The following is a 24,294-nucleotide window of genomic DNA, read 5'->3' as shown; positions in this document are numbered from 1 at the left end:
GCCGCGCCCGGCCGTGCGCGCACCCGCCACCGGGCGCGCGCACGGCCGAGGGCTACGGGCGGTTCCTGCCGCGCATGGACTTGTGGATGATCTTCCATTCGCGGGTCTTCTCCGCCCTCAGCCGGGCGTCGGTGCGGGAGGCCGTCCAGGCCGCCTCCCGCTGGAGCTTGCGCCAGGAGGCCAGCCGCCGTCCGGGCAGCTCACCCTCCTCGACCGCCGCCAGTACCGCGCAGCCCGGCTCCGCCTCGTGGGCGCAGTCGTGGAAGCGGCACCGCACGGCGAGTTCCTCGATCTCCGCGAAGACCTGGGTCAGGCCTTCCTCGGCGTCGTAGAGGCCGACGCTGCGCAGCCCCGGGGTGTCGATGATCAGACCGCCGTCCGGCAGGACCAGCAACTGGCGGTGGACCGTCGTGTGCCGGCCGCGCCCGTCGGCCGCCCGGATCTCCCCGGTGGCCATGCGGCCGGCCCCGGCCAGGGCGTTGACCAGCGTCGACTTGCCCGCGCCGGACCTGCCGAGCAGGACGGCCGTCCGGCCGGGCGGCAGCCGTACTTCCTCCAGGCCCTCGCCGGTCGCGGACGAGACGGCCCGGACGGTCGCCCCGGGCGCGGCGGCCTCGACCTCGGAGAGGTCCACCGAGGCGAGGTCGGCCTTGGTGACCAGCACCACCGGCTGGGCGCCGCTCTCCCAGGCCAGGGCCAGGAACCGCTCGATCCGGCCCAGGTCGACCCCGGGCACGGCGGGCTCCGCGATGTAGACGACGTCCACGTTGGCGGCCAGCACCTGGCCGTGCGAGACGCCGGGTGTGACACCGGCCCGTACGATCGCGGACCTGCGTGGCAGGACCTCCTGGATCTCGCCCTGGAGGCCCACCCAGTCGCCCACGCAGGGGAGCGCGACGGGGTCGGCGGCAGCGGCCCGCTTGAGCGCGCCGCTGTGGGCCGCGCGTGCCTCGCCGTCGGCGGTGAGCACGTCACACGTGCCACGGTCGACGCGGGTGACCCGCGCGGGAAGGTGATCCGGCTTCAGGGACGCGGCGAAGCCGTCGTCCCAGCCGAGAACGGAAAGGTCGTAAGAGACAGAAGCCAACGGAGTGGCGCCCTTCGGGAAGACGGGCAGCCCCCGAGCGACGGCTCAGGCGGGTGCCCGGGGAGACAGGACTCGGGACAGGCCTGCCACAGCGACCGTCTTCATCGGGCCCTCCAAGGTCTCGTCCCGCGCTTCCCGCGGCTCTCGTCCCACGCTATCCGGGCGGCCCCGGAACGGGCGAACGATTTTCCGGCGGGCGCCCTCCGGCCTCAGGGGCGGAGCGCGAGGTGGTATTCGGCGGCCCGCCGGTCGGTGGGGGTGAAGCCCAGGGCGCGCAGCGCCTCGACGAGCACGTCGTCACGGGAGTCCGCGTACGCCTCGGCCTCGCCGACCCCGGGGTGTTCGGCGCCCACCTTCCCCAGCACCGCCGCGAGGAGCTCCGTGAGCCCGGCGGCCGTCCCTTCCTCCTCGCGGTCGTGCGCCAGGACTGCCGTACCGTCCTCGATCCCGACATCGAACAGGGCGTCCTCGAGCCCGAGCCGGAAGTCGGCGCCGTCCGGGGCGGGCAGGGTCCGTACCGCGGCTCCGGCGGTGGCCCGCCGCGCGGACGGCAGGGTGAGCCGCCACCAGCGGTAGATCTCCTCGCCCTCGGTCGCACCCAGTTCCGCCACGGCCGGCTCGGCGGTCCCGTCGGTCTCCGCGACCCACCGCAGCACCGTGCCGCCGGCCTCCCGCGCGACCCGCGCCGCCTCCCGCATCAGCGGTACCCATGTCTCGTCGGTGGCGTCCGGCAGCGCGACGATCCTGAGCGCGCTGTCCTCGGCGCCCAGGTCGAGCAGCGCGACCGAGCCGACGACCGCGTCCTCGTCGCGGGCCACGGCGACCGCCAGCGTGCGGTCGTCGTCGGGCCAGTGGTCGCCGGGGGCCGCGGCGCGGTCATAAAAAGTCTCGATAGCGGAATTCATGCTCCAATCTCTCATACAGCTCGAACAGATGTTCAGGGCGACACTCCAAGTCCACCGACCGGCGCGCAGCCCGGTCCGCCGGAACCCACGGCTCCGGGGGGCGCCGGGCGTGCCGGGAAGCCGAACCTCTACCGGTTAGTAGCCGGATGTGTTCCCCTGTTGCCTGCCCGTCACCCCGACGGGTGGCCGGAGTTGGGCATTCCGCTCCGGTCGCCGGCCCAGCCCACATGGGAAGTGATCGCATGTTGCGCGCGTTGCGTGCCCTCGGCCTCGCCGCTCTCCTGGCAGTCGTGCCTCTCGCCGCCGCCACCCCGTCCGCGAGCGCGGACGACCGCACGGCCGTCGGAGGCGGCACCGGGCTCATCTTCCGGATCTCGCCGACCCCGGAGGCGCCCACGAGCTACCAGATATGCACCCTCACCGCGGTCGGGCGGGACGCGGCCGGCAACCTGGTGGGCCTGACCAACGCCCACTGCTTCATCGACGACAAGGGCAACAAACTGGTCGGCGAGAAGGTCTACCGCGACTCCTCTCCCGCGGGAACGGCCGCGGCCCCGGCGCCGCTCACCGACAGCCGCCCCGACCTGGCGGCGGGCGTCATCGGCACGGTGACGTACGTCAGCACGCCCAACAACCTGCTCAACACCGGGCCCAAGGGCCTGGACTACGCGGTGATCAAGCTGGACGAGAGCAGAGTCGCGCCCACCGCCACCGTCGGCGGGGTGACCATCAGCTCGATCGGAGCACCGCCCGCCAACGGCGTCCGCATGTGCAAGGAGGGCCACCGGACCGGCCTCACCTGCGGCATGAAGCTGGGCACCAACGGCATCTGGTTCACCCACCTCATCTGGACCAACGGCGGTGACTCCGGTTCCCCCGTCGTGGTCGGCCAGACGCTCGTCGGCAACGCCTGGGGCGTCCAGCACAGCTCGCCGATCCTGAGCATCATCGCCGAGATGAACGCGAACGGCGGCGTCGGCGCGGGCTTCCACCTCGCCACCTGAGCGGCCCCCGCACCCCGCGGGCCCGTCCCGGCACCCCCGCCGGGACGGGCCCGCGGCCGTTCCCCCGCCCGGGCCCGGGCGGGGGAACGGCCGCGAGCACGGACGCGGAACGGTCTCAGACCGCGCTCAGCACTTGGAGGCCCAGGTGTGGGAGCCGCCCTTGTCGTTGGCGTCCCCCTTGTAGCCGACCTCCTGGCCCGGCGCCAGACAGAGGTTGACATGCCCCAGCAGCTTGCGGCCCTCGTAGACCTTCACATGGTCCTTGACGCCCGGCCCGGACACACCGTGGTTCGCCCAGGAGGAGTCGTGCTTGAACATGTCGCCCTCCCACCAGTGGTCGTCGCCGCTGTGCTCGATCTTCATGCCGTCGAAATTCGCGTTCGTCCAGACGCAGAAGTAGCCGCTGCGGCAGTCCGCCGCCTCGACGGTGGCCGAAGTCGCCAGGAGGGCGCCGGTGGAGATCAGGGTGGCCGCGAGGGCGGCGGTGAAGCGCTTCATGAGCGTGGTTCTCCCGTGGGTAGTGGTTCTTCGAGAAGGGCGGTGGCTTCGGAGAGGGCGTGCGCGCGCAGCCGCCGCCATTCGGCGATCTCGGCGCCGCGCAGGGCACGGACCTCGGTGAGGCTGCGGTGGGTGTGCTCGGCCTCGGGCCGGAGGTTGTTGACGATCGTCGAGGTGCGGAACCAGCGGCGCTGGTCGCCGTAGAGCCGTCGCTGGGCCGCGGCCAGGCAGCCGTCGGTGTGGGCGCGCACGACGTAACCGGTGGGCAGGGCGACGGAGAGCTCCGGCCGGCCCGTTCCGAACAGCGCGGCGTTCACCCGCCGCTGCCCGGCCGCCGGCGGCGGGCTCTGTCCCGGACGCGGCGGTGCGAGGCCCTGGCGTGTGAGGCAGGCGTCGGTCAGGCGTTGCGTGGCGGCCTTGACCACCTCGTCCGGAGCGGGCCGCGGGGTCGGCCCCGCGCAACCGGTCAGCAGGAACCCGGTCAGGAGGAAGCCGGCCAGGACGAGGCCGGTCAGGTGCGGGACGGCGGCCGGCGGCACGGCCGGCCGGGTGCGAGGACGCATGTGCGGATCAGCCCCGCTCGCGCCCCCGGACGTCTCCCGGAGCCGGCCGGCGGAGCCCGGGCCGACGACGCCCCCGCCCCGGTGGTACGGCCTCGCCCCCGGGCGTACCCCGGGCGGCCGACGGGATCAGGGCGGTGGTGAGAACCGCGGTGAACGTGGCGGAGACGGTGGCGGGTTGGCGCATGTGCGGAGGGTCCCCCGGGAGGCGGTGATCGACCTGTGCACGGCCACTCTCCCCACCCGGGACGGAGCCATGCGCCCTATCACCCGCAAAGGTGACTATAGAGTCAGGATGTGCGATAGCGCCTTTTCGTGCTCCTCGGGCACTCCGGGCCCTTCCGTGCCGTCCGGGACAGGACGTGTCGGCACGGCCGGCCCCCGAGGCCGGTCCGATACCTCCGGACGCCTGCCGGGCCGGCCGTCCCCGGTCTAGCCTGGCGGCCATGAACGTACCGGGGGACATGGTCGACGGCCGGTTCGAGCTGATCGCGCGGCTCGGCGCCGGGGGCATGGGCACGGTGTGGCGGGCCCGGGACACGATGCTGGACCGCGAAGTCGCCCTCAAGGCCGTCCGGTCCGACACCGAGCCCTCCCGTGACACACGCGCACGCGTACTGCGGGAAGCCCGGGCCCTCGCCCGCCTCAGCCACCCCCATGTCGTGACGATCCATCACATCGTGGACGCGGAACCCCATCCGTGGATCGTGATGGAACTCGTCGGCGGCACCTCCCTCCAGGAGCGGCTCGGCACCGGCCCCCTGCCCCCGGCGGAAACCGCGCGCATCGGCCGCCAGGTGCTCTCCGCCCTGCGGGCGGCGCACACCGCGGGCATCCGGCACCGGGACGTCAAACCCGCCAACATCCTGCTGCGCGCCGACGGCACCGCCGTCCTCACCGACTTCGGCATCGCGGCGCTGAGCGGCGCCACCTCCCTCACCGCCACCGGCGAACTCATCGGCTCACCCGAGTACATCGCCCCCGAGCGCGTCCGCGGCCAGGACGACGACCCGGCCTCCGACCTCTGGTCCCTCGGCCTCGTGCTGTACGTGTGCGGGGAAGGCGTCAGCCCGCTGCGCCGGTCCACGACCCTGGCCACCCTGGCGGCCGTGCTCGACGACCCCGTTCCACCGCCCGTGCGCTCCGGGCCGCTCGCCCCCGTCCTCCAGGCACTGCTCGTACGGGACCCGGCCGCCCGCCCCGACGCCGCACGGCTCGACGCCATGCTGGCACAGGCCGAGTCGGGCACGGCACCTCGGTGGGCGCAGCCGACGATCACCGCACCGGCGTCCCCGGCACCCCCGGGGCCCGTATCGCCCGCGCCCACCCGGCTCGACGGCCCACGGCCCGTTCCGGCACCCGGGCACCCCCGGCGGCACGGCCGGACGGCGGTCGTCCTCGCCCTGGCCGCGGTCCTGGTCATCGCCGCGACGACCGCCCTCGTCCTCACCCTGCGCGACCGCGGGGACGATCGGGCGGCCGCCGGCACGGGCCCCTCCGCCGCGCCACCGGCACCCTCCGCCACGAGGACACCGGCCGCCACGACACCACCGTCCCCCGCCGGGCAGCGGAACCCCGCACCCCGGCGGACCCCCGGCGAGGAGCCCGCCACGTCCACCGCGCCGCGGACCTCCGTACCGGCCCCGCCGGGGGGCCGCTGGATCGCCCAGCTCTTCTCCGAACCCCTCGGCACCGGCACCGCCGTACGCGACCGGCGGCTCGCCACCGTACGGCGGACCGTGCCCGAGGCGACCTACCTCCGCAGCGACGACTACGCCTCGCTGCGCCCGGGCTACTGGGTGATCTACGCTCCCGGCCCGTTCAGCGACGGCCGCGCGGCCCTTTCCTTCTGCGACGCGCGGGGCCTGACCTCGGCGAACGCGTGCATCGGCCGCTATCTGAGCCTGAGCGCGGACGACTTCGGGCTCCAGTGCCGCCCCCCGGCGTCCAGCCCGGGAGGCCGCTGCGTCCGCGCCTGACCGCACGTCCGCCGGGTTCCCCACCGGGGGTGCCGTGCGGCCGGTCCCAGCCGTGTCCGGTACGGCACTTGACCCGGAATCCGGCCTGTACACGCCCCGCGCGCGGTGGTGGCATGGATGCCGCGCGGCAGCCCTTCGGCACAGCGGAAGAACGGAACAGCGTCGGAAAGGGGTCTCCCTTGTTCACTCCCGTGCTGATCGCCGGTACCGCCGCGGCCCTCGTGGCCGCCACCCTGTCACCCGCCCCGGCCACCCCGGGCGAGACCCCTCCGCCGGACGGGGTCTCCCTCGAACTGGCCACGGTCTCCGGAGCCTGCGGCTCGCACTGGACATCGGTGGCGCTCTCGGGTGACCGCACTGAGTTCAGCCTCTTCTCCGGTGAGTTCACCTCTCGGGTGGGCGTCGGATCGAAGCCTGACGAGTCCCACCGCAACTGCCAGATCGCCCTGAGCGTCCGCGTCCCGACGGGTTACACGTACGCGATCGCGGGGACGGACTACGAAGGCCACGGCTCGCTGGAGAAGGGAGCCAGGGGCCAGGTGAGAGTGGAGAACTACTTCCAGGGCACGCCGGGGAAGTCCTCCGTGACCCACCCCTTCGCCGGCCCGTTCCAAGGCGGCTGGAAGGAGGCCGACGTCATCTTCGACTCGGCCCTCCTCTACGCACCGTGCGGCGAGAACCGCGCCCTCAACCTCAACATCGCGCTACGGGTCGAAGCCGGCACCTCCGACACCTCGACGACCCGCAGCTTCCTCACCTACGGCTCGACGCCCTCGGGCGCCGAGACCGTCTACCACCTCGCTTGGAAACGCTGCCCCGCGGCCTGAGCCGGGACCGCCCCCCGCGGCCGGGCGCCTCAGGAGCTCTTGACCTTGATGGCCCCACTGTCCGTCCGGAGCCTGAGGCGGTGCGTGCCCGACGGGTCGTCGGACACGGCGATGTCCTTGCCGCCGCTGTCGGTCTCGGCGGTCACCCGGTAACGGCCGCTGCTGGGCGTGGTCAGGGTGACCGCACCGCTGTCGGCCTCCGCCCGTACGTCCTGGGGCGAGGCGAGCGTCAGGGTGACGGCTCCGCTGTCGGCCCGGGCCTCGACGGGCCCGCCCTTGAGCCCGCGCCCCGTGATCGCGCCGCTGTCCGCCTGTACGTCGACCGCGCCCTTGACGTCGAACAGATCGATCGCCCCGGAGTCGGTCGTCACCTTCACCGCGCCCGTGCCGGCCAGTTTGACCGCGCCGCTGGAGGTCCCGCCCGTCACCGGCAGCCCCGCCGGGAGTTCGACGGTGTAGGCCACCGAGCAGTCCTTGCCGCAGTCGTCGAGGACCAGCACACCGTTCTCGACGCGGTGCGTCGCGCCTTCCGGGCGGTCACCGCCGTACTCCACGTAACGGTGCACCTTCACCTCGGTGGCGCCCTCCTTGCCCCGCAGGACCACCCCGCCGGAGCCCGTGGCCAGCCGCACCGAGGTGACCTTCTGCGACAGCGTGGTGTCGTCCTCGAAGTTCTCCCTGGTCAGGCCGCAGGCGCTGAGGCCGCCGACGGCGATTCCGGCCGTCACGACGGCAGTGAGGAGACGCATAGGACGCGCGCGCATGAACTTATCCACCATTCCTGAAAGACGAGGAGCCACCGGACACTTCCCCGACGGCGGCCTCGACGAGGTTATGCGCCCGCCCGCGAGCGTCACCATGGGGTAAACCCCCGTATGCGGCAGGCGCGCTCACCGCGAAGACGCGGGTCCGGCGGCCGTCACGGCGGCGCGTTCAGGCGGAAGGCGTACCCGGCCGGTGCGCGGCCGGCCACCCCTCCGCGTACGCGACGGCGTCGGCCGGCGGGAACGCCGGGCCTCGGCGGCAGCGCCATGACGACGGCGGGAGCGTTGCCGGACACCCACCCGAGCGCGCTGAGGGAAGTGTGTGCCAGGAGCGTCTCACCGGGTGGTTCGTCCGGAGCCGTTTGACCTTGCCGCTGGCGGCAGGGTTGCACGATGACCGGCATGAACAGCACCGCACAGCACCACAGCAGGGTCGTCGCCGTCACCGGAGCCGGCACCGGTATCGGCCGGGCCACCGCCCGCGCCTTCGCCGCCCAGGGCGCCCATGTGGTGGCGATCGGGCGGCGGCCCGAACCGCTCCGGGAGACCGCCGAGGGGTACGACCGCATCACCCCGCTGCCCGCCGACATCACCGCCGAGGGCGGGCCCGACCGGATCGTCCGGGCCGTGCGGGAGGCACACGGCCGGCTGGACGTGCTCGTCAACAACGCCGGCATCGTGCGCGGCGGCGCCCTCGGCACGCTGACGCCCGAGGTGATCACGGCTCAGCTCGGCACCAACCTGATCGCACCCGTCCTGCTGGCCCAGGCCGCGCTCCCGCTCCTGGAGACCTCCGGCGGCGTGATCGTCAACGTGAGCACCTCGGTGGGCCAGCGGGCCTGGCCCGGCAGCTCGCTCTACGCCGCGACCAAGACCGCGCTGGAACTGCTGACCCGCAGTTGGGCGGTCGAGCTGGCGCCTCGCGGCATCCGCGTGGTCGCGGTGGCCCCCGGGGCGATCGACACCCCGATCGGCGCACACCAGGGCCTGACCCCGGAGCGCATGGCCGAGGTGCGGGAGTGGCAGTTGGCGCACACCCCGCTCGGTCGCGTCGGCCGGCCCGAGGAGGTCGCCTGGGCGATCGCCCAGCTCGCCTCGCCCGGCGCGTCGTTCGTCACCGGGGCGGTGCTCCCGGTCGACGGCGGGGCGGTCGTGGCGTGATAGGAGTGGCCCGTGAGGTGCGACAGGTGAGAATAGGCGAGCTGGCCACGGCGGTGGGGACGACCGCCCGGGCGTTGCGGCACTACGAACAGGCGGGGCTGATCTCCTCCGATCGCGCCTCCAACGGCTACCGCGTCTACGACGAGCGGACAGTGGTGCGGGTCCGCAACATCCGCTACCTGCTGGCCGCCGGACTCACCCTCGACGACGTGCGTGCCTTCCTGCCCTGCCTGGACGGCGACATGGCCGCCGCACCCCCGTCGGACAAGGGCCTGCGGGTCGCGCGGGAACGCCTGGCGGTGCTCAACGAACGGATCGCCGCCCAGACCGAGGCCCGCGACCGCCTGGAAGCGGCGCTGCGACGGACGACCGGCGGCGGGATCCGCCCGGCGGCCTGACCGGCCGCCGACGACGCGGGGCTTCGGGCGAACGAGTTCCATGAGCGAGTCCGCACCCTCCAGTCCACTCCGATGCGTTATGCGATCATTACTTTACGTACGGGGGCGGCGAGGGGGCGGACATGAGCACGGGGACCGGTGCGGGGGGATCGGCGTGGAAGAGGGCACAGGAGGCCCGGCGGCACGAACGTGAGCTGCGCGAGCAGCTCAGGGCCGCCCAATGGGAGGTCCGCAACTGGGAAGCGGCCAGCGAGGGCGAACGCAAGGTCGCCGCGAAGCTGCACATCCTCACCCGGCGCGGGTGGCGGCTGCTCCTCGACCGGCGCTGGCCCGGCACCCGGGCGGCCAACGTCGACATGCTGCTAGTCGGCCCCGGCGGCGTGTTCGTCATCGACGTCAAGAACTGGCGACACGCCCCCGAGACCGCCGACGGACACCTGACGGCCGGCGGCCGCGTGTGCGACCGCGAGATCGGCAAGCTGCTCAAGGTGACCAGGCTCGCCGAGAACGCCGTCTCCGCGCGGAACCTCTCACCCGTGGCCGTCCAGCCCCTCATGGTCTTCGCGGGCCGGTCCCTGGACACCGCGCTCGGCGCCGTACGGCTCCTCGGGGAACGCGAGGTGACCCCGGCACTCATGGCCGAACGCACCAGGCTGCGCCCCTTCGAGGTGAAGGCCGTCGCCGACCACCTGGAGAGCGCGTTCCCCGCCTACGAGGACACCTCGGCCCGCACCGGCACGACGGCCCCGCCGGCCACCGCCGCGTCCGTGCCCGACGACGCGCTCTTCGACGTGGAGGGGATACGGAACGCGGCCGTGGAAGCCGCCCGCAGCGCCCCGATCGAACAGTGGATGACCTTCCTCCACCCCGACCAACTGGCCCTCGTACGCCGCGACTGGTCCGGCCCGGCGCGCGTCAGCGGCCCCGCGGGGACCGGCAAGACGGTCGTCGCCCTCCACCGCGCCGCGTACCTCGCCCGCCGCACCTCCGGCCGGATCCTCTACGTGACGTTCGCCAACAACCTGCCCCGCGTACAGGGCACGTTCCTCAAGGCGATGGCGCCGGCCGTCGCCGACCGGGTCGACTTCCACAGCCTGCACGCGTGGGCGGGCCGGTTCCTCCGCGACAGGGGTGTCACGACGCGGCTGGACCACGCCAAGGCCGTCGACGCGTTCAGCCGCGCCTGGCAGAGCCACGGCCGCCGCACGGTCCTCGAAACCCTCGACCCCGCACCCGGGTACTGGCAGGAGGAGATCGACTACGTCATCAAGGGCCGCGGCATCACGTCCTTCGAGCAGTACGCGCCGCCCCTGCGGCGCGAACGCCGCCGCACCACCCTGCGCCGGACCCACCGCGAGGCCGTGTGGGCGCTGTACCAGGAGTACGAGCGCAACCGCGTCGCCAAAGGAGTGCACGACTTCAACGACATCCTCTCCCTCGCACTCGACGAGGCCCTCGCGCACCCCGGCGCCACCCCGTACGCCTCGGTCGTCGTCGACGAGGTGCAGGACCTCACCTTCGTCGGCGTGCGCCTGCTCCACGCGCTCGTCGGCGACGCGGCCAACGGCCTGCTGCTCGTCGGGGACGGTCAGCAGGCCGTCTACCCGGGCGGATTCCGCCTCTCCGACGCGGGCATCGACGTCCGCGGCCGCGGCCAGGTGCTGCGCCGGAACTACCGCAACGCGAAGGAGATCCTCGACGCCGCGCTCGCCGTCGTCGCCGACGACTCCTTCGACGACATCGACGGCACCCCGACGGCCGGACGCCGCGACGTCGACCTCACCTACGGCGACGGCGGCCGGGTCACCAGGGTCACCGCGCCGACCCGGGCCGAGCACGACGAGGCCCTCCTCGCCGCCCTGCGCGCCCTGGGCCCCGGGGCGTGGCCCGACTCGGCGGTGCTCTGCCGCACCGGGGCCGAGCGGGAGCGCTACCGGCGCCTGCTCACCCGGGCCGGCATACCCGCGATCACCTTGGAGCAGTACGACGGCCACCCGGTGCCCGGCGTCAAACTGGGCAGCTACCACCGGGCCAAGGGCCTGGAGTTCAAGCACGTGCACCTGCCCGACCACGACGCCCCGGCCACCGCCCCCGGTGACGGCACCGATGACGGCGTCGCCCGCGAACGCCGTGAACTCCACCGCAGCCAGCTCTTCGTCGCCATGACCCGGGCCAGGGACACCCTGTGGCTGGGCTCGTTCGGCCGTCCCCATGGGCGGGGGGAACGACTCACCGGATGACGACGGAACGGCCCATGTGGAAGAAGCCGCAGAAATCGCTGTAGGGGCCGCGATTCGCGGTCTGCGGGTCGCTGATGCGCACACCGCTGTTGTCGTAATTGCGGGCGGTGTCGCGTCCCGGCTTGTGTCCCCAGAACAGCTCCTGGTGCTTCCGGAAGAAATGGAAGTCCGTGCCCGGCCAGATGACCATGGCCAGCAGCCACCGCGGGTTCTCGCTGTCCGGCAGACACTGGGTGCTGCGCACCAGGCCGTCGACGAACATGGCGTTGGTGACGTCGGGACAGGTGTGGGCGCGGAACTCGGAGCCGTGGGCGCGGCCCGGCTGGGCGAAGGTGTCGGTGCGCCTGTCGCCCGCGTAGTTGTAGCAGTTGTTGTTGGGCTGCACTTCGGGGCGGTTCCAGAACGCGGGGTTGTAATTGCCCAGTTCGACGAGGCAGACGGCGGCGGATTCGGCGTCTTCGGACGGAGCCGTCCCGACCGACGGGTGGGAGGGGAGGCGCGGGGCCCGGAAGAAGGGCGGAGGAGCGTCGGCGAAGCGGTCGATCTCCCGCAGGACGAGGTCGCGCATGTGCTCGTCGACGGGTGTGAGCCCGTGTTCGCGCAGCGACGTGCCCGCGTGCCGGGTCATCCCGGAGACCACCCGGCGGGCCAGCTCCGTGGAACGGGCGACGTCGCGGGCGCCGGTGGTGCCCAGGGCGAACTCGCGGGGCACGGAGCCGGGCCAGACCTGGTCGTCGCTGACGGCGGACAGCACCACTTCGCGGTACCCGAGGCCGTCGAACCCCTCGCCGGGCAGTCCCACGACGTCCTCGGCGGCATCGGCCACCTCGGACAGGAGCGTACGGACCGCGTCTTCGTCGGTGATGATCCAGGCGGGGTTCGGGCGCCCGGAGAAGATATCGACTTCGACTCGCAGCATCACACCGCTCCTTCGGTTCCGTCGAGCGGCGTCGGGCGGCTCGGACCGATGTGGACTCCACATACTGGCAATACCATCAAATGAGGTGCAATGGGCTGAACGGGTGAGGCGGGGATGGGGGAGTGGCGCGTCGGACCGGGCCCCCGGTCTCCCGCACACCGGTTCGCCGGATTCGCGCACGGGTTCGTACGGGTCCGTGCGCGCGGGACCCCGGCGGTACCGTGGCCGGGGATACCCGTCTGGAGGCCACGCATGAGCGCTCAGCCCGGCCAGGTGCCGGCTCCACCGCCCGCCCCGGCCGCCGCCGCGCGGCTCCTCGCCCGCATCCGCGCCCACGGCCGCGCGGCCCAGTGGGAGCCGGCGTTCGAGCGGGACTGGGGGAAGGCGCTGGACGACTCGCGGGTGACGTACACCCTGACACCGCTGCACGAGGTCGTCCGGGCCTGGCAGGCCCGCCTCGACACCGCCCCGGCCGTCGGCGCGTTCATCGACGCGGGGCTGGACGACGCGGACGGCGTGGACCTGGACCAGGTCCTGGGGACCCGCCCGTGACGGACGGCGGGGCATGGCCGGTGCGCCTCTCGCCGCCGGTCGTGAAGGCTCTCGCCGCCCTGCCCGCCCACGCCCAGGAGATGGTCCGCGACATGGCGGGCATCGCGGCCAGGGCGCCGTGGGGATTCGCCCAGTGGGACATCGCCGACGCCGAGGGCGAGGACATCCGCGCGGCCTCCGTCGGCCCGCTGACCCTCGTCTACTTCATCAACCGCGCCGGCCGGCGCCTGTACGTCATCGACCTCGTCTGGCTCGGCTGACGGGCGGGCGACCCGCCCCGGCACGGCCTATCCTGGCGGAAGGGGCGCAGACCCAAAGCCGAGGCCCTGCCCGGGAGGCCCCATGGGCACCACCAGATGGTTCTTCGAACCCGGCCACACCGGCGCCGAATTCCGCGCCCGGCACATGATGGTCACCTACGTGCGCGGGCAGCTGAAGAACGTGCGCGGCTCGCTGGAGGTCGATCCCGACGAGCCGGAGAACGCCCGCGTGGAGGCCGTGGCCGACGCGAGCGAGGTGTACACGGGTCAGGAGCAGCGCGACGCGCACCTCCGGAGCGCGGACTTCTTCGACTGCGAGCACCACCCGGCCTGGACCTTCACCGGGACGCGCGTCCATCAGGCGAGCGCGACGGAGTTCGAGGTCACCGGGGACCTCACCATCCGGGGGGTGACCCGTCCCGTGACGTTCGACGTCACCTACCTGGGGCAGTGGGACACCCCGTGGTGGGAGGACGGCCGCGACGCCGGCCCCCGGCGCAGGGCCGGCTTTACCGCGACGACCCGCATCGACCGCCGGGACTTCGGGGTGAGCTGGAACGACGTGGTCGACCGGGGCGGTGTCGTCGTCAGCGACATGATCGACGTCACCGTCGACGTCGAGGCCGTCCTGGAGAGCGACACCGCCCCCGCGTGACGCGGGCGGCCGGGAGCCTCCGCCGCCCCCGCCAGGCGGGGGTACATGCCCTTGCCGCCGGGTGTACGCGCGGCGTGGCCGGTTCCGCGTATGGACGAGTGCCGCCCGTCCGACTAGTCATGACCGCGACATGACGTGCGCCTGTTACGGACCCAGGAAGGGACCGTCCATGCCTCACAGACATCTCGTGATCGGTATCGCGCTGACCTCGGCGCTGCTCACCGGCACAGGGCTCGCCACGGCCACGCCCCTGACCCCTGCGGCGCCGCACGGGCGTACCACCACCGCGGCCCCGCTCCCCACGGCGCCCGAAGGCGCCCGCACCCTCGGACAGGGGATCCGGGCCGGGGTCGTCAGGATCGCCAGCCTCTACGGGCCGACCCCGGGGCAGTGCCTCGACGCGGACGCCAACGCGGGCGGCAACGGCACCAAGGTCCAGGTGTGGAAGTGCAACCTCAGCGCCCAGCAGGCGTGGATCTCCTGGGAGAGCGGCGCGCTGGAGAGCACCCGCTTCCGCGGCATGTGCCTCGACGCCGACACCAACGGCGCCGGCCGCAACGGCACCAAGGCGCAGCTGTGGGAGTGCAACGGCTCCTCCCAGCAGCAGTGGTACACGTTCGCCGGTGACCTGGCCGTCTACAACGGCCGGTTCTTCAACAACGGCAACACCGTCCTGGACAGGGACAACAACGTGCCCGGCGACGGCGCGTGGGCGCAGCTGTGGGAGAAGAACTTCCAGTCCCAGCAGTGGTGGCGCGTCGACGCCGTCTGAGGACGGTGGGGCGCCCGGCCGCCGGGCGCCCCGCGTTCCGGCCGCGAACGGTCACCGGCGCCCGCGGGAGCGGCCCGCGGCCGGACTCAGCGGAGCGCGGGGACGGCGGAGGCGGCGGAGGTCTCCATGCCCGCCGACGCCGTGGTGATGGCCTCGTCCAGGACCTCGCGGGAGCGGACCAGATCGGTGATCATCCGGTTGATGCGGTCCCGTTCCGTGGTGAGCTCGGTGACCAGCAGCGGCGTGGCCTTCTCGGAAGGACCGCCGTCCGCGTCCCGCATACAGGGGAGCAACCGCGCGATCTTCTTGCTGTTGAGCCCGGCGGCGTAGAGCGCCTGAACGCGGACGACCCTGTCGACCGCCCACTCGCCGTACTGCCGCTGGCCGCCCGGGGTGCGCTCCGCCCGCAGCAGCCCCTGCGTCTCGTAATAGCGCAACGAACGCTCGCTCACCCCGCTGCGCCGAGCCAGCTCGCCGATCCGCATTCCCCACCTCGCATGCCATGACGGGACTTGAACCTGACACCAGTGTCAACTCCTACGGTACCGGCATGACGAACACAGCAGCACTCTCCCGCCTCTTCGAACCCACCAGCCTCGGCGCTCTGCCCCTGGCCAACCGCCTGGTGATGGCACCGCTGACCCGCAACCGGGCCGGCGCGGACGGTGTCCCCCAGCCGATCATGGCGACGTACTACGCACAGCGCGCGTCCGCCGGCCTGATCATCGCCGAGGCCGCCACCCCGAACGCCGTCGGGCAGACCTACCCCAACATCCCCGCGATCCACAACGAGGCACATGTGGCCGGCTGGCGCCGGGTCACCGACGCGGTGCGGGCCGCGGGCGGCCGGATGTTCCTGCAACTCCAGCACGGCGGCCGCGTCGGCCACCCCGACAACAGCGGGCTGACACCGGTCGCGCCGTCGCCGGTACCGCTCCCGGAGACGATCCACACGCCCAGCGGCCGTCAGGACTCCGTCGTGCCCCGGGAGATGACCCTCGACGACATCCGCGCCACCGTGGCGGACTTCGCCTCCGCCGCCCGCAACGCCGTCGACGCCGGCTTCGCCGGAGTCGAGGTGCACGCCGCCAACGGCCATCTCCTGCACCAGTTCATGGCCCGGAACACCAACCACCGCACCGACGCCTACGGCGGCTCGGTCGCCGGCCGCATCCGGTTCGCCGTCGAGGTGGTACGGGCGGTCGCCGAGGCCGTCGGCCCCGAGCGGGTGGGCCTGCGCATCTCCCCGGGAAACACCGTCAACGGCATCGAGGAGGGCGACACCGGGAGCATCTACCCCGCGCTCGTCGAGGCACTGGCGGACACCGGCCTGGCCTACCTCCACCTCGTGACCGCCGACCCGGACCAGCCCCTCTTCCAGCGGATCCGGAAGTCCTGGCCGGGCACCCTGATGGCCAACCCGGCGCTGCCCTGGGCGGAGCCCCTGCCCGCCGACGGCGGCAAGCGCGAGGGCGAGCGGCTGCTCGCCGCGGGCGCCGACCTGATCTCCCTGGGCCGCGCGTTCCTGGCCAACCCCGACCTGGTCGAACGCCTGCGCGTCGACGCACCGCTCAACCAGGTGCGTGACCGGCACATGATGTACGTGGGCGGGGAGACCGGATACACCGACTACCCCACGCTGGCCGGGACGCCCGAGCTCGCCGGAGCGCGACCGTGACCGGCGGCGGACCGGTCAAGGCCCGGCGGCCAGTGCCTCCAGGGCCGTGAGACGTGAGGAACCGGCGCGTCCAGGCGGCCGAGCGCGAGTCCCAGGCGACGGGGGCGGCTGCGGCGGGCGGCACCGTCTCGGGCACCTCGCCGGTCGTCGACGCCGGCCGTGCGCGGGCCGGACCCGCCCGGAGCCCGGCGCCCTCAAAGCGCGGTCGCCTTCGCCGCCGTATGTCCGGTGACGCCGACCGCGATCCGGCCGGTGTCACCGGACGACGGCGTCCGCACCGGCCACCGGCGGCCCGGCCGCGTGGTGACGGCCCGGGATCCCGCGCCGGCGACGTTCACCCGTTCCTCCCCGGCGGCGTGCCGAGCGGAGCCGTCCGGTTTCCAATGGCGGTGTGACCTCGCGACCTCCTCCGCCGTCGGACGCCGCCCCGCGCGGCTCGTCCGGGCCCCCGGCGGGATGGCTGGGGCGGACGGGACACTGGTGTGCCCGGCACTTCCTCGTGGTCATCGCCCTGTGGCTCGTCTGCCTGGGCGGCACACATGCCCTTGAACGGACCTTCGGCGGGGAGTACTCCGACGACTTCACGCTGCCCGCCACCCAGTCGCAGGACGGCGCCGACGTCCTCAAGGCCCACGACCCGGCGGCCGGCGGCTTCAGCGGGCAGGTGGTTCTCCACGACGGCTCCGCACCGCTGACCCGCTTCGGGGACCAGGTCTCCCGGGCCGTCGCCGACCTGCGGAAGCTGCCGCACGTGCTGTCCGTCCAGAACCCCCTGCCGCCGCCCGGCGCGACCACCGGACAGAAGCCCTCCGGCGGTCCGAACACCGGCCCGCTGTCCGGTGACGGGAAGACCGCCTACATCACCGTGCGCCTCGACACCCCGCCCTCGACCCTGGGGGCCTCGTACCTCGACGGCGTCGACCGCGCCGTACGGCCCTTGCGCGAGGCCGGGGTCCAGGTGGAGTACGGCGGGCCGCTGGGCGAGCTCGCCCGGCCCCAGCCGAACGACAGGACCAGCGAGATCATCGGCTTCGCGGTGGCGATCGTGGTCCTGCTGATCGGTTTCGGCAGTGTCCTGGCCGCCGGTCTGCCGCTGGTGACCGCCCTCGCCGGCGTCGTCATCGGCCTGAGCGCCCTGGCACTGCTGGCGGCGGCCTTCACCTTCGCCACCGTCTCGCCGACGCTGGCCACGATGATCGGGCTGGGCGTGGGCATCGACTACGCCCTGTTCCTGCTCACCCGCCACCGCCAGCACGTCATGGACGGCATGGACCCGGCGCGGAGCGCGGGTCTGGCCATGGCCACCAGCGGCCGCGCCGTACTGGTCTCGGGGTGCACCGTCATCGTCGCCCTGATGGGGCTGTGGGTCTCCGGCGTCTCCTTCATCGGCAAGCTCGGCGTGGCGGCCGCCGTCACGGTGGTCTCCGCGGTCCTGGGCGCCCTCACGCTCGTACCCGCCCTGCTCGGACTCGTCGGCACGCGCGTCGACCGGCTGCGCGTACGCACCCCCGTCGCGGAAGGAAGCCCGGACGGACGCCGGGCAGGAAGCCCGGAAGGGAAGACGGAAGCCGGCGGCCCTGTCACCGCCCGGCCCGGCCCGGCCGCGCCCGGACCCTGGCACCGGTACGCGCGACGGGTCGAGCGCGGACCCTGGTGGTTCCTGGCCGCCGGCGTCCTGGTCATCGCCGTGCTCTCCGTCCCGCTGCTGTTCATCCGGCTCGGCCACATCGGGGACGGCGCCGACCCCGAGAGCTTCACCGACCGCCGCGCCTACGACCTGACCTCGCGGGCCTTCGGCCCCGGCGCCAACGGTCCGCTGACGCTCGTCATCGACCAGAGCCGGGTACCCGCCGCCGACCGCCCCGCGCTGGCCGGCACGGCCGCCGAGGCCCTGGCGGACCCGCCCGGGGCGGCCTCCGTCACCCCGCTCCGGCCGACGCCCGACGGCGACGTCCTCGTCGCCACCGCGTTCTCCGCGACCGCGCCCCAGGACGCCGCGACGACCGGCCTCGTGAACCGCCTCAAGAACGACACGCTGCCCAAGGCGGTCTCCGGCACCGCCGCCCGCGGCTATGTGACCGGGACGACCGCAACCCAGGCCGACTTCGTCGGCATGCTCGCCGCGCGCCTCCCCTTGATCATCGCCGCCGTCGTCGCCCTGGCGTTCCTGCTCATCCTCGTGGTCTTCCATGGAATCCTGGTGGCCCTCAAGGCGGCGGCCCTCAACCTCCTGTCCATCGCCGCCTCCTACGGCGTGGTCGTCGCCGTCTTCCAGTGGGGCTGGGGCGGCCCGGCCCTGGGAGTCTCCGGCACCGTCCCGATCGAGAGCTACGTACCGATGATGATGTTCGCCATCGTCTTCGGACTGAGCATGGACTACGAGATCTTCCTGCTCTCCCGCATCCACGAGGCGTGGCTGCGCACGGGGGACGCGAAGGACAGCGTCGCGCACGCCCTGGAGATCACGGCCCGGGTCATCACCTGCGCGGCCCTCATCATGGTCAGCGTCTTCGCCGCCTTCATCGTCAGCGAGAACATCGTGGTGAAGATGCTCGCCGTGGGCCTGGCCGTGAGCGTGCTCATCGACGCCACGGTCGTACGCCTGCTGCTCGTGCCCGCGGTGATGACCCTGCTCGGCAGGTCCGCCTGGTGGGCCCCGCCCTGGCTGGAACGGGTGCTGCCGCGCGTCGACGCGGAGGGGACGGACGCGGAACCGTAGGGAGCCGGGCTAGCGCGGGACCTCGGCGCCGCCGCCGGCCCGCGCGGCCGCGAGGACGGCGTCGTGGAGGGCGCGGAGGCCGGTGGGCGGCACGGGGACCGGGCTGCCGGTCATGGTGTACCACTCCTCGGCGCCGGTGTACTGCACGGTGACGTCCGCGTGGCGTCCGTCGGGGCACGTGGTGACGATCGTGAGGTCGCCGGTGATGACGCCGACGTCGTCGGTCATCACCCCGCCCGGTCCCGCCGTCACCTTGTCCAGATACCGCTCGGGTCGCTGTGTCATGAGGTACACGTACCCAGCATCGTGCCGAGCATCTTCTTCTCGTCGTCCGTGACGGTCAGGCCGTAGGTGTCCTTCACCGAGGTCCAGGCGCGGCCGTAGACGCACCAGGCGCCCTTGGCCGGGGGCTGCCACTGGTCCGGGCCCTGGTCGCCCTTGCTGCGGTTCGAGGCGGCGGAGGCGGCCAGCAGCTGCGGGTGCGTCAGGTCGTTCGCGAACTGCTTGCGCTTCTCGGTGGTCCAGGTGTCCGCGCCCGAACGCCACGCGTTGGCCAGCGGGACCATATGGTCGATGTCGGCCTGCGAGGCCGAGGTGAGGGTCTTGTCGTCGTACAGGCTGTGCCAGGTGCCGGAGACCGCGCGGCACTGGTCGTCCCGCTTCACGCCCTGGCCGTCGCGCTCCAGGACGGTCTCGCGGGTGTCGCAGCGGTCTCCCTGCTGGGCCCAGTGCGGGAAGGCGCTGCGGCTGTAGCCGGTCATCGGCCGCCACTTGGCCACCGTGAGCTTCTCCAGCTTCTTCCGTGCCTCGTTTGTCGAAGGCAGTCCCGGCAGGACGTCCTTCCCGCCCTTGCCCCCCTGGTCCTGGTCCTTGCCCTTGCCTTTGCCGTCGGCCGCCGGGGACGACGGCGACGCCGCCCGGTCGTCGGAAGGCTGCTTGTCCGCCTGCTTCCCGCAGCCGGTGAGCGCGATGCCGGCCGCGCACGTCACCGCCATCAGTCCGGTCAGCCGCCGCTGAGGCCACGTCACCAAGGGTCTGTCCCCCCACTCATCGCTGTTTCGACCCGTAAAGAGGCCGCATGTCCTGATGGAAGAGGATATCCCGGATAAGGCAGAGCAATCCGGGTGGTCGCGGGGGCCGGGCGATTCGGGGAGCGTCGCGCACCCGGTGACCCCCGGCCGCGCTCGGACTCACGCGAACGAGACCAGTGCGACGGCCGTCACCGCCAACGCCGCGTACACCGCGGCCGCCACCCGCAGCCCGAAGCGCAGCAAGGTGTGTTCGGAGACGCCCGCCGTCTTCGCGCGGTCGCCGGCCACCGCCAGGATCAGCATGATCATCGGCAGCGAGGTGAAGACGGTGTGGCCCGCCGCGCTGTTCTGGAGTGCCGCGAACCACGCGTCGAGGCCGTCGCCGCTCGGCGCGAGGCGTTCCTGAAGCGGCATCATCAGCGCGTTGCCGCCGACGTTGGAGCCGGTGATGAAGCCGCTGAGCATGCCGAGCGCGGGCGCGACCAGCGCGATGACCGGCGCGGGCGATCCGGCGACGGCCGAGCCCAGTTCACCGATCATGCCGCTGTCCGCCATCAGCCGGCCGAGGACGACGAACCCGGCCAGGGCGAGCAGCGGCCGGCCCACCCGGACCAGCGCGGCGCGGGCGTCCGGGCCGTTCGGGCGCCCCCGGTCCAGCAGCAGGGCGGCGGCCAGCAGCGGCAGGCACGGCGAGGACAGCAGCGCGAAGCTCGCGTTGCCCGCGTGCAGTTCCAGGGGCGGGACGCCCACGGCCTTAGCCACGCGGGTGACGGCGATCCCGCCGAGCACGAGGCCGTACGCGCGCAGGACCGAACCCGGCGGCAGCAGCCGGCCGGCGGGCACGTCCCCCGGCCCGGACCCGCCGCCCGTACGGGACCGGCGGACGGCGCACAGCGTCAGCCCGACGGCCGTCGTGAACAGGCCGGCCAGGACGCCCGCCGGCTGGACCGCGCCCGCCCGGTTGAACGCCAGCAGCGCGAGGGAGAGCGCGGCGCCCGCGGCCGCGGCCGTGACGGCCGTACGCAGCCGGTGCTCCGGCCGGGTCAGCAGCGCCGCCCACACGGTCACCAGCGGGAAGACCAGGCAACTGGTGACGGCGGTGGCGGTGCCCATGGCGGCCGTCTCCCGCCCGGTGAGCGCGGCGCCGATGACGGTGGCGAGACCGAGGGTGCCCCACGGCATGATGTTCATGCCGAGCATGGCCTGCCGCAGCGCGGTCGGGGCCGGCGCCAGGGCGAGCAGCACGGGCACGGTGACCAGCAGGGACACCCCGAAGCCGGTGAGCGCCTCCACGGTGGGGGCGATGCCCGCCACCACCAGCGCGATCGTCGCGGGTCCCGGCAGCGGCAGTCCGCGCACCCACTCCTGCAACGACCGGTGCACCTCCCGGCGGGTGAGCACCTGGCTCAGATAGACGCCGGGGAGCATCACCGCGGCCGCGTTGAGCACCAGCAGCCCGGCTCCTCCGGCGCCCTCGGCCAGCACGTCGCCCGGCAGCGTGAAGTCCGGCAGCCACCAGATCAGCACCGCCGCGAGGGCGGCGCCCGCGACCGCCGCCCAGTGCGCCGGTCTGCGCAACCCCGTGATCATTCCCAGCACCATGACGAGCGGGGAAACCGCTATCGCCCACACCATTGTTCGAGCCCTTCGTCTCTCGCTGTACGGCCGGGGCACAGCTTCGCGGCGACGGTCGCTGGTGATCTTGAACGAAAGTCGCGGGGCCGGAGCGTGGGCGGTGGCGGGGTGCCGGGGCGTCAGGAAGGCGGGGGAAGGCTCAGGCCCGGCGCCCGCTCAGGGGCGGCGGGCGCGGATGGCACCCGGCGTGACCCCGAAGTACCGCTTGCAGACGCGCGTCAGATGAGCCTGGTCGGAGAACCCCGTGGCGGCCGCCACCTCGGCCGGCCGCTCCCCGGCCAGGAGCAGGCGCCGGGCCCGGTTGGCGCGCAGCCTCAGCAGATAGGCGTGCGGCGGCAGTCCGTACGCCTGGCGGAAGGCGGTGATGAGGGACGCGCGCGGCATGCCCGCGGCGGCACTGAGCTCGGCGACGGTGACGGGCTCCGTCCACCGGTCGTGCAGCACCTGCCGGGCCAGGTCCGGGCCGCGGCGCGCGGCCCGCGGGGCCCCGGCGGCGGACACCCGGCCGGTACGGGCGTGCTGGCGCAGCACCTCGCCCAGGCCGCCGAGCAGCAGGGACTCGGCGGTGAGAGGATCGCCGGCGCCCTCCTGCCCCTGGTGGACGCGGCGCATCCGGGCGAACAGCCCGGCGTCCTGTACGGCCGTCTCCGGGAACCAGACGCTCCCGGCGCCCAGGTGCTCACGGGCCAGCTCGTCGACCATCGCGGTGTCGAAGTAGAACATCCGGTACCGCCAGCCGGACTCCTCGGCGGCGAAGCCGGTGTGCACCTGACCGGGGTTGATGATCACGAGCTGCCCGGCCGGTACCACCACCGTTCCGCCGGCCATGTGCAGCCCCTCGGCGCCCTGTTCGATGACGCCGAGCGAGAGCTGCTCATGGCTGTGCCGGTCGAAGGCGAAGCGCTCGAAACGGGCGGACAGGAGCTCCACCTGTGGACTGCCGGCGGCGGTCCACAGTCGTGCGTGCTCGCCTTCCGCTCCCATCGGCGCATGCTCGCAGACGGCGCGCCCTCCGGCCTATGGCCGGGCTCACAGCGCGGGGCGCCTTCCGCCACGGACTCGCCGGGAAGGCGCCCCGGGAAGCCTCAGTGGCGGCGAGGGGCGACGCTGATGTCCGGGACGGGAGCGGCGGTAGTGGCGGTGGGGCGGGGGGTGTAGGGGGCGCTGGGATTCGGGGTGGGACGGGTGGAAGGAGGGGTGCTGGGGTTGAAGGTAGGACGGGCGCTGGGGTTCAGGGCGGGAGTCCTGCCCTTCTTCGCGGCCGCCTGGTGGACGGCCTCCGTCCGGGGCGCCGCGCTCGTGCCGCCGCCACCCGGGGCGGCCGTGGCGCCGCCGACGGCGGTCAGGGCCAGGGTCAGGGCGGCGGTCGCGGTCGCGGCGGCCGCCGCGGCGGTACGGGTACGAGAAGTGCGCATGACGGTGCTCCTGCGGGGTGAAAGCGTGGGACTCGCGGTGTGTTCGTTCCCGCGAGGTGATCAGCTTGGCCGGGCTCGCTGATGTCCCGCTCACGTGCGGCTGACGCCCCGCTGGTGTCCGGCGCCGACGCCCGGCGGCGCCCCGGCCCGTGGCCGCGCTACCCCTGCCCGAGCCGCGCGCGCAGCTCCTCGTTCTGCCGTTCCAGTTCGGCCATGCGCGCGCGGACCGGCTCCAGCGCCGCGTCGAGTTCTGCCTCGGAGAAGCGGGGCGTGATGTGCTGGGAGCAGTTCCAGCTGATGCCCTCGACGTCGACGGTCATCAGGCGCTCCGGCTTGCCGTCGGTGCGTCTGCCGACCAGTCTGCGCGTCAGTTCGGCGTCCTCGTCAAGGGGGAGCGTCCGGGCGCGGCCGAAGAGCTTGAGGCGCGCCTTGTGCGGATAGTCCATGAAGAAGAGGGCCACCCGGCCGTCGGCCCGCACATTGCCGGTGGTGATGTACTGGCGGTTGCCCCGCACGTCGGCGTAGGCCAGTGTCCGCTCGTCCAGGACGTGGACGAAGCCGGGCGGACCGCCGCGGAACTGCACGTAGGGCCAGCCCGTTTCGCTGACGCTGGCCAGGTAGAAGCCGTCCCGGGAGCCGATGAACGACGCTTCGGCGGGGCCCAGCGGGTCGGGTTCGTCGGCGCGGGCGAGCCCGCGCAGGCCGACTAACGCGCTGCCGTTCTCCTCCTGCACCTCGCGGACGCTGTCCGTGTACGCGAGGTGTGCGTAGCGCCCCATCACCGCTCCCCGTCCGCTCCGCCCGGCTCCTCCTCGGAAGGGGCCGGCACCGCGGGCGTGGCGTCCAGGATCGAGGCGAGCAGCCCGGGGAAACGCCGGTCCAGCTCCTCCCGGCGCACCTTGCTGACCCGGGTGTTGCCCTTCAGATGCGTCTCCAGCAGGCCCGTCTCGCGCAGGGTCCGCAGGTGGTGGGAGACGGTCGACCGCTTGACCGGGAGGTCCAGTTCACCGCACGCGGCGGCGCCCTGACTGCTGAGCAGACGCACGATCTGCAGCCTGACCGGGTCCGCCAGGGCCTGGAGCACCGTGCCGATCTCGACCTCGGCCAGGTCCGGCTGGGGCAGTCGGGCCTGATCCAACGTTCGCATCTCGCCTCCACGCTTGTTCGATGCAGCTCGGCATCTACGATACACATCGAACATGCATTACGATGCGCATCGAAATAGATGACGTCCA

At 73.3% G+C, this 24,294-nt stretch carries 26 protein-coding genes; 12 read left to right on the top strand and 14 right to left on the bottom strand.

All coding sequences use genetic code 11. The features are described from left to right. Positions 1-52 precede the first annotated feature (52 nt). Both rsgA and LUZ64_RS23535 read right to left on the bottom strand, forming a co-directional pair. Positions 53-1,087 (bottom strand): ribosome small subunit-dependent GTPase A, encoded by a 1,035-nt coding sequence (gene rsgA, locus LUZ64_RS23540; RefSeq protein ID WP_095584604.1) that lies wholly within the window; start codon positions 1,085-1,087, stop codon positions 53-55. Positions 1,088-1,296: 209 nt separating this feature from the next. Then, a complete protein-coding gene (locus tag LUZ64_RS23535; RefSeq protein ID WP_095584605.1) occupies positions 1,297-1,992 on the bottom strand; it encodes a hypothetical protein in 696 nt (231 codons plus the stop codon). Positions 1,993-2,234: 242 nt separating this feature from the next. Between LUZ64_RS23535 and LUZ64_RS23530 the strand changes: the two genes are divergently transcribed. Beyond that, entirely contained in the window at positions 2,235-2,996 is a 762-nt protein-coding gene (locus LUZ64_RS23530) for a trypsin-like peptidase domain-containing protein (protein WP_095584606.1), read from the top strand. 126 nt (positions 2,997-3,122) lie between these two features. Here the strand turns inward: LUZ64_RS23530 and LUZ64_RS23525 are convergent, their stop codons facing one another. Both LUZ64_RS23525 and LUZ64_RS23520 read right to left on the bottom strand, forming a co-directional pair. After that, positions 3,123-3,494 carry a peptidase inhibitor family I36 protein gene (locus tag LUZ64_RS23525; protein WP_095584607.1) on the bottom strand — a complete coding sequence of 124 codons (372 nt, stop codon included), beginning with the start codon at positions 3,492-3,494 and terminating at the stop codon, positions 3,123-3,125. Further along, positions 3,491-4,057 (bottom strand): hypothetical protein, encoded by a 567-nt coding sequence (locus tag LUZ64_RS23520; RefSeq protein WP_095584608.1) that lies wholly within the window; start codon positions 4,055-4,057, stop codon positions 3,491-3,493. Before LUZ64_RS23520 ends, LUZ64_RS23525 begins: the two co-directional genes overlap by 4 nt. A gap of 443 nt (positions 4,058-4,500) precedes the next feature. On the opposite strand from LUZ64_RS23520, the gene LUZ64_RS23515 reads away from it, so the two are divergent. Both LUZ64_RS23515 and LUZ64_RS23510 read left to right on the top strand, forming a co-directional pair. Continuing rightward, entirely contained in the window at positions 4,501-6,033 is a 1,533-nt protein-coding gene (locus LUZ64_RS23515; RefSeq protein ID WP_095584609.1) for a serine/threonine-protein kinase, read from the top strand. 179 nt (positions 6,034-6,212) lie between these two features. Then, on the top strand, positions 6,213-6,860 hold the full coding sequence (locus tag LUZ64_RS23510; protein WP_170116943.1) for a DUF4360 domain-containing protein: 648 nt from the start codon (positions 6,213-6,215) through the stop codon (positions 6,858-6,860). 29 nt (positions 6,861-6,889) lie between these two features. Here the strand turns inward: LUZ64_RS23510 and LUZ64_RS23505 are convergent, their stop codons facing one another. Then, positions 6,890-7,624 (bottom strand): DUF4097 family beta strand repeat-containing protein, encoded by a 735-nt coding sequence (locus tag LUZ64_RS23505; protein ID WP_095584611.1) that lies wholly within the window; start codon positions 7,622-7,624, stop codon positions 6,890-6,892. A 393-nt stretch (positions 7,625-8,017) separates the two neighbouring features. Here LUZ64_RS23505 and LUZ64_RS23495 point away from each other — a divergent pair, with 393 nt between their 5' ends. The 3 genes from LUZ64_RS23495 to LUZ64_RS23485 all read left to right on the top strand — a co-directional run bounded on the left by LUZ64_RS23495 (position 8,018) and on the right by LUZ64_RS23485 (position 11,423). Next, positions 8,018-8,785, top strand: a complete 768-nt coding sequence (locus LUZ64_RS23495; RefSeq protein WP_095584612.1) for an SDR family NAD(P)-dependent oxidoreductase — start codon at positions 8,018-8,020, stop codon at positions 8,783-8,785. A gap of 26 nt (positions 8,786-8,811) precedes the next feature. Beyond that, positions 8,812-9,183 carry a MerR family transcriptional regulator gene (locus LUZ64_RS23490; RefSeq protein WP_211305167.1) on the top strand — a complete coding sequence of 124 codons (372 nt, stop codon included), beginning with the start codon at positions 8,812-8,814 and terminating at the stop codon, positions 9,181-9,183. A 122-nt stretch (positions 9,184-9,305) separates the two neighbouring features. Further along, a complete protein-coding gene (locus LUZ64_RS23485; protein WP_095584614.1) occupies positions 9,306-11,423 on the top strand; it encodes a nuclease-related domain-containing DEAD/DEAH box helicase in 2,118 nt (705 codons plus the stop codon). Here the strand turns inward: LUZ64_RS23485 and LUZ64_RS23480 are convergent. Further along, complete coding sequence (locus LUZ64_RS23480; protein WP_095584615.1) at positions 11,413-12,342, bottom strand: hypothetical protein; 930 nt, start codon at positions 12,340-12,342, stop codon at positions 11,413-11,415. The two genes, LUZ64_RS23485 and LUZ64_RS23480, sit on opposite strands and share 11 nt — an antisense overlap. 252 nt (positions 12,343-12,594) lie before the next feature. On the opposite strand from LUZ64_RS23480, the gene LUZ64_RS23475 reads away from it, so the two are divergent. The 4 genes from LUZ64_RS23475 to LUZ64_RS23460 all read left to right on the top strand — a co-directional run bounded on the left by LUZ64_RS23475 (position 12,595) and on the right by LUZ64_RS23460 (position 14,581). Then, positions 12,595-12,894: a DUF6247 family protein gene (locus LUZ64_RS23475; RefSeq protein ID WP_107426706.1), complete on the top strand. Its 300-nt coding sequence runs from the start codon at positions 12,595-12,597 to the stop codon at positions 12,892-12,894. Beyond that, positions 12,891-13,154: a hypothetical protein gene (locus tag LUZ64_RS23470; RefSeq protein WP_232390344.1), complete on the top strand. Its 264-nt coding sequence runs from the start codon at positions 12,891-12,893 to the stop codon at positions 13,152-13,154. The genes LUZ64_RS23475 and LUZ64_RS23470 overlap by 4 nt, the downstream gene beginning before the upstream one ends. An 82-nt stretch (positions 13,155-13,236) precedes the next feature. Further along, positions 13,237-13,809 carry a YceI family protein gene (locus tag LUZ64_RS23465; protein ID WP_095584616.1) on the top strand — a complete coding sequence of 191 codons (573 nt, stop codon included), beginning with the start codon at positions 13,237-13,239 and terminating at the stop codon, positions 13,807-13,809. Positions 13,810-13,978: 169 nt separating this feature from the next. Then, the gene (locus tag LUZ64_RS23460) at positions 13,979-14,581 is read left to right on the top strand and encodes an RICIN domain-containing protein (RefSeq protein WP_232390343.1); all 603 of its coding nucleotides are present in this window, start codon (positions 13,979-13,981) and stop codon (positions 14,579-14,581) included. A gap of 86 nt (positions 14,582-14,667) precedes the next feature. Here LUZ64_RS23460 and LUZ64_RS23455 read toward each other — a convergent pair whose 3' ends face one another. Then, complete coding sequence (locus tag LUZ64_RS23455; protein WP_095584618.1) at positions 14,668-15,066, bottom strand: MerR family transcriptional regulator; 399 nt, start codon at positions 15,064-15,066, stop codon at positions 14,668-14,670. Between the two features lie 65 nt (positions 15,067-15,131). Between LUZ64_RS23455 and LUZ64_RS23450 the strand changes: the two genes are divergently transcribed. Together LUZ64_RS23450 and LUZ64_RS23445 are read left to right on the top strand one after the other, a co-directional pair. Further along, positions 15,132-16,259, top strand: coding sequence for an alkene reductase (locus LUZ64_RS23450; protein ID WP_095584619.1), 1,128 nt, complete (start codon positions 15,132-15,134; stop codon positions 16,257-16,259). Positions 16,260-16,650: 391 nt separating this feature from the next. Next, positions 16,651-18,978 (top strand): MMPL family transporter, encoded by a 2,328-nt coding sequence (locus LUZ64_RS23445; protein ID WP_095584620.1) that lies wholly within the window; start codon positions 16,651-16,653, stop codon positions 18,976-18,978. A 9-nt stretch (positions 18,979-18,987) separates the two neighbouring features. Here LUZ64_RS23445 and LUZ64_RS23440 read toward each other — a convergent pair whose 3' ends face one another. From LUZ64_RS23440 to LUZ64_RS23410, 7 genes are all read right to left on the bottom strand, one after another. Then, a complete protein-coding gene (locus LUZ64_RS23440) occupies positions 18,988-19,263 on the bottom strand; it encodes a hypothetical protein (RefSeq protein WP_095584624.1) in 276 nt (91 codons plus the stop codon). Next, the gene (locus LUZ64_RS23435) at positions 19,260-20,006 is read right to left on the bottom strand and encodes an HNH endonuclease family protein (protein ID WP_232390342.1); all 747 of its coding nucleotides are present in this window, start codon (positions 20,004-20,006) and stop codon (positions 19,260-19,262) included. The genes LUZ64_RS23440 and LUZ64_RS23435 overlap by 4 nt, the downstream gene beginning before the upstream one ends. 162 nt (positions 20,007-20,168) lie before the next feature. Beyond that, entirely contained in the window at positions 20,169-21,644 is a 1,476-nt protein-coding gene (locus LUZ64_RS23430) for an L-lactate permease (protein WP_095584621.1), read from the bottom strand. A gap of 156 nt (positions 21,645-21,800) precedes the next feature. After that, entirely contained in the window at positions 21,801-22,628 is an 828-nt protein-coding gene (locus tag LUZ64_RS23425) for an AraC family transcriptional regulator (protein WP_095584622.1), read from the bottom strand. Between the two features lie 101 nt (positions 22,629-22,729). After that, complete coding sequence (locus LUZ64_RS23420; protein WP_232390341.1) at positions 22,730-23,059, bottom strand: hypothetical protein; 330 nt, start codon at positions 23,057-23,059, stop codon at positions 22,730-22,732. Positions 23,060-23,217: 158 nt separating this feature from the next. After that, complete coding sequence (locus tag LUZ64_RS23415) at positions 23,218-23,838, bottom strand: pyridoxamine 5'-phosphate oxidase family protein (protein ID WP_095579850.1); 621 nt, start codon at positions 23,836-23,838, stop codon at positions 23,218-23,220. Next, entirely contained in the window at positions 23,838-24,206 is a 369-nt protein-coding gene (locus LUZ64_RS23410) for an ArsR/SmtB family transcription factor (protein WP_095579848.1), read from the bottom strand. Before LUZ64_RS23410 ends, LUZ64_RS23415 begins: the two co-directional genes overlap by 1 nt. Positions 24,207-24,294: the final 88 nt, after the last annotated feature.

It is taken from the genome of Streptomyces albireticuli (genome assembly GCF_021228125.1).
Taxonomy (GTDB): Bacteria; Actinomycetota; Actinomycetes; order Streptomycetales; family Streptomycetaceae; genus Streptomyces; species Streptomyces albireticuli.
Note: the sequence above shows the minus strand (reverse complement) of the source record. Positions and strands in the feature narration are given on the sequence as shown.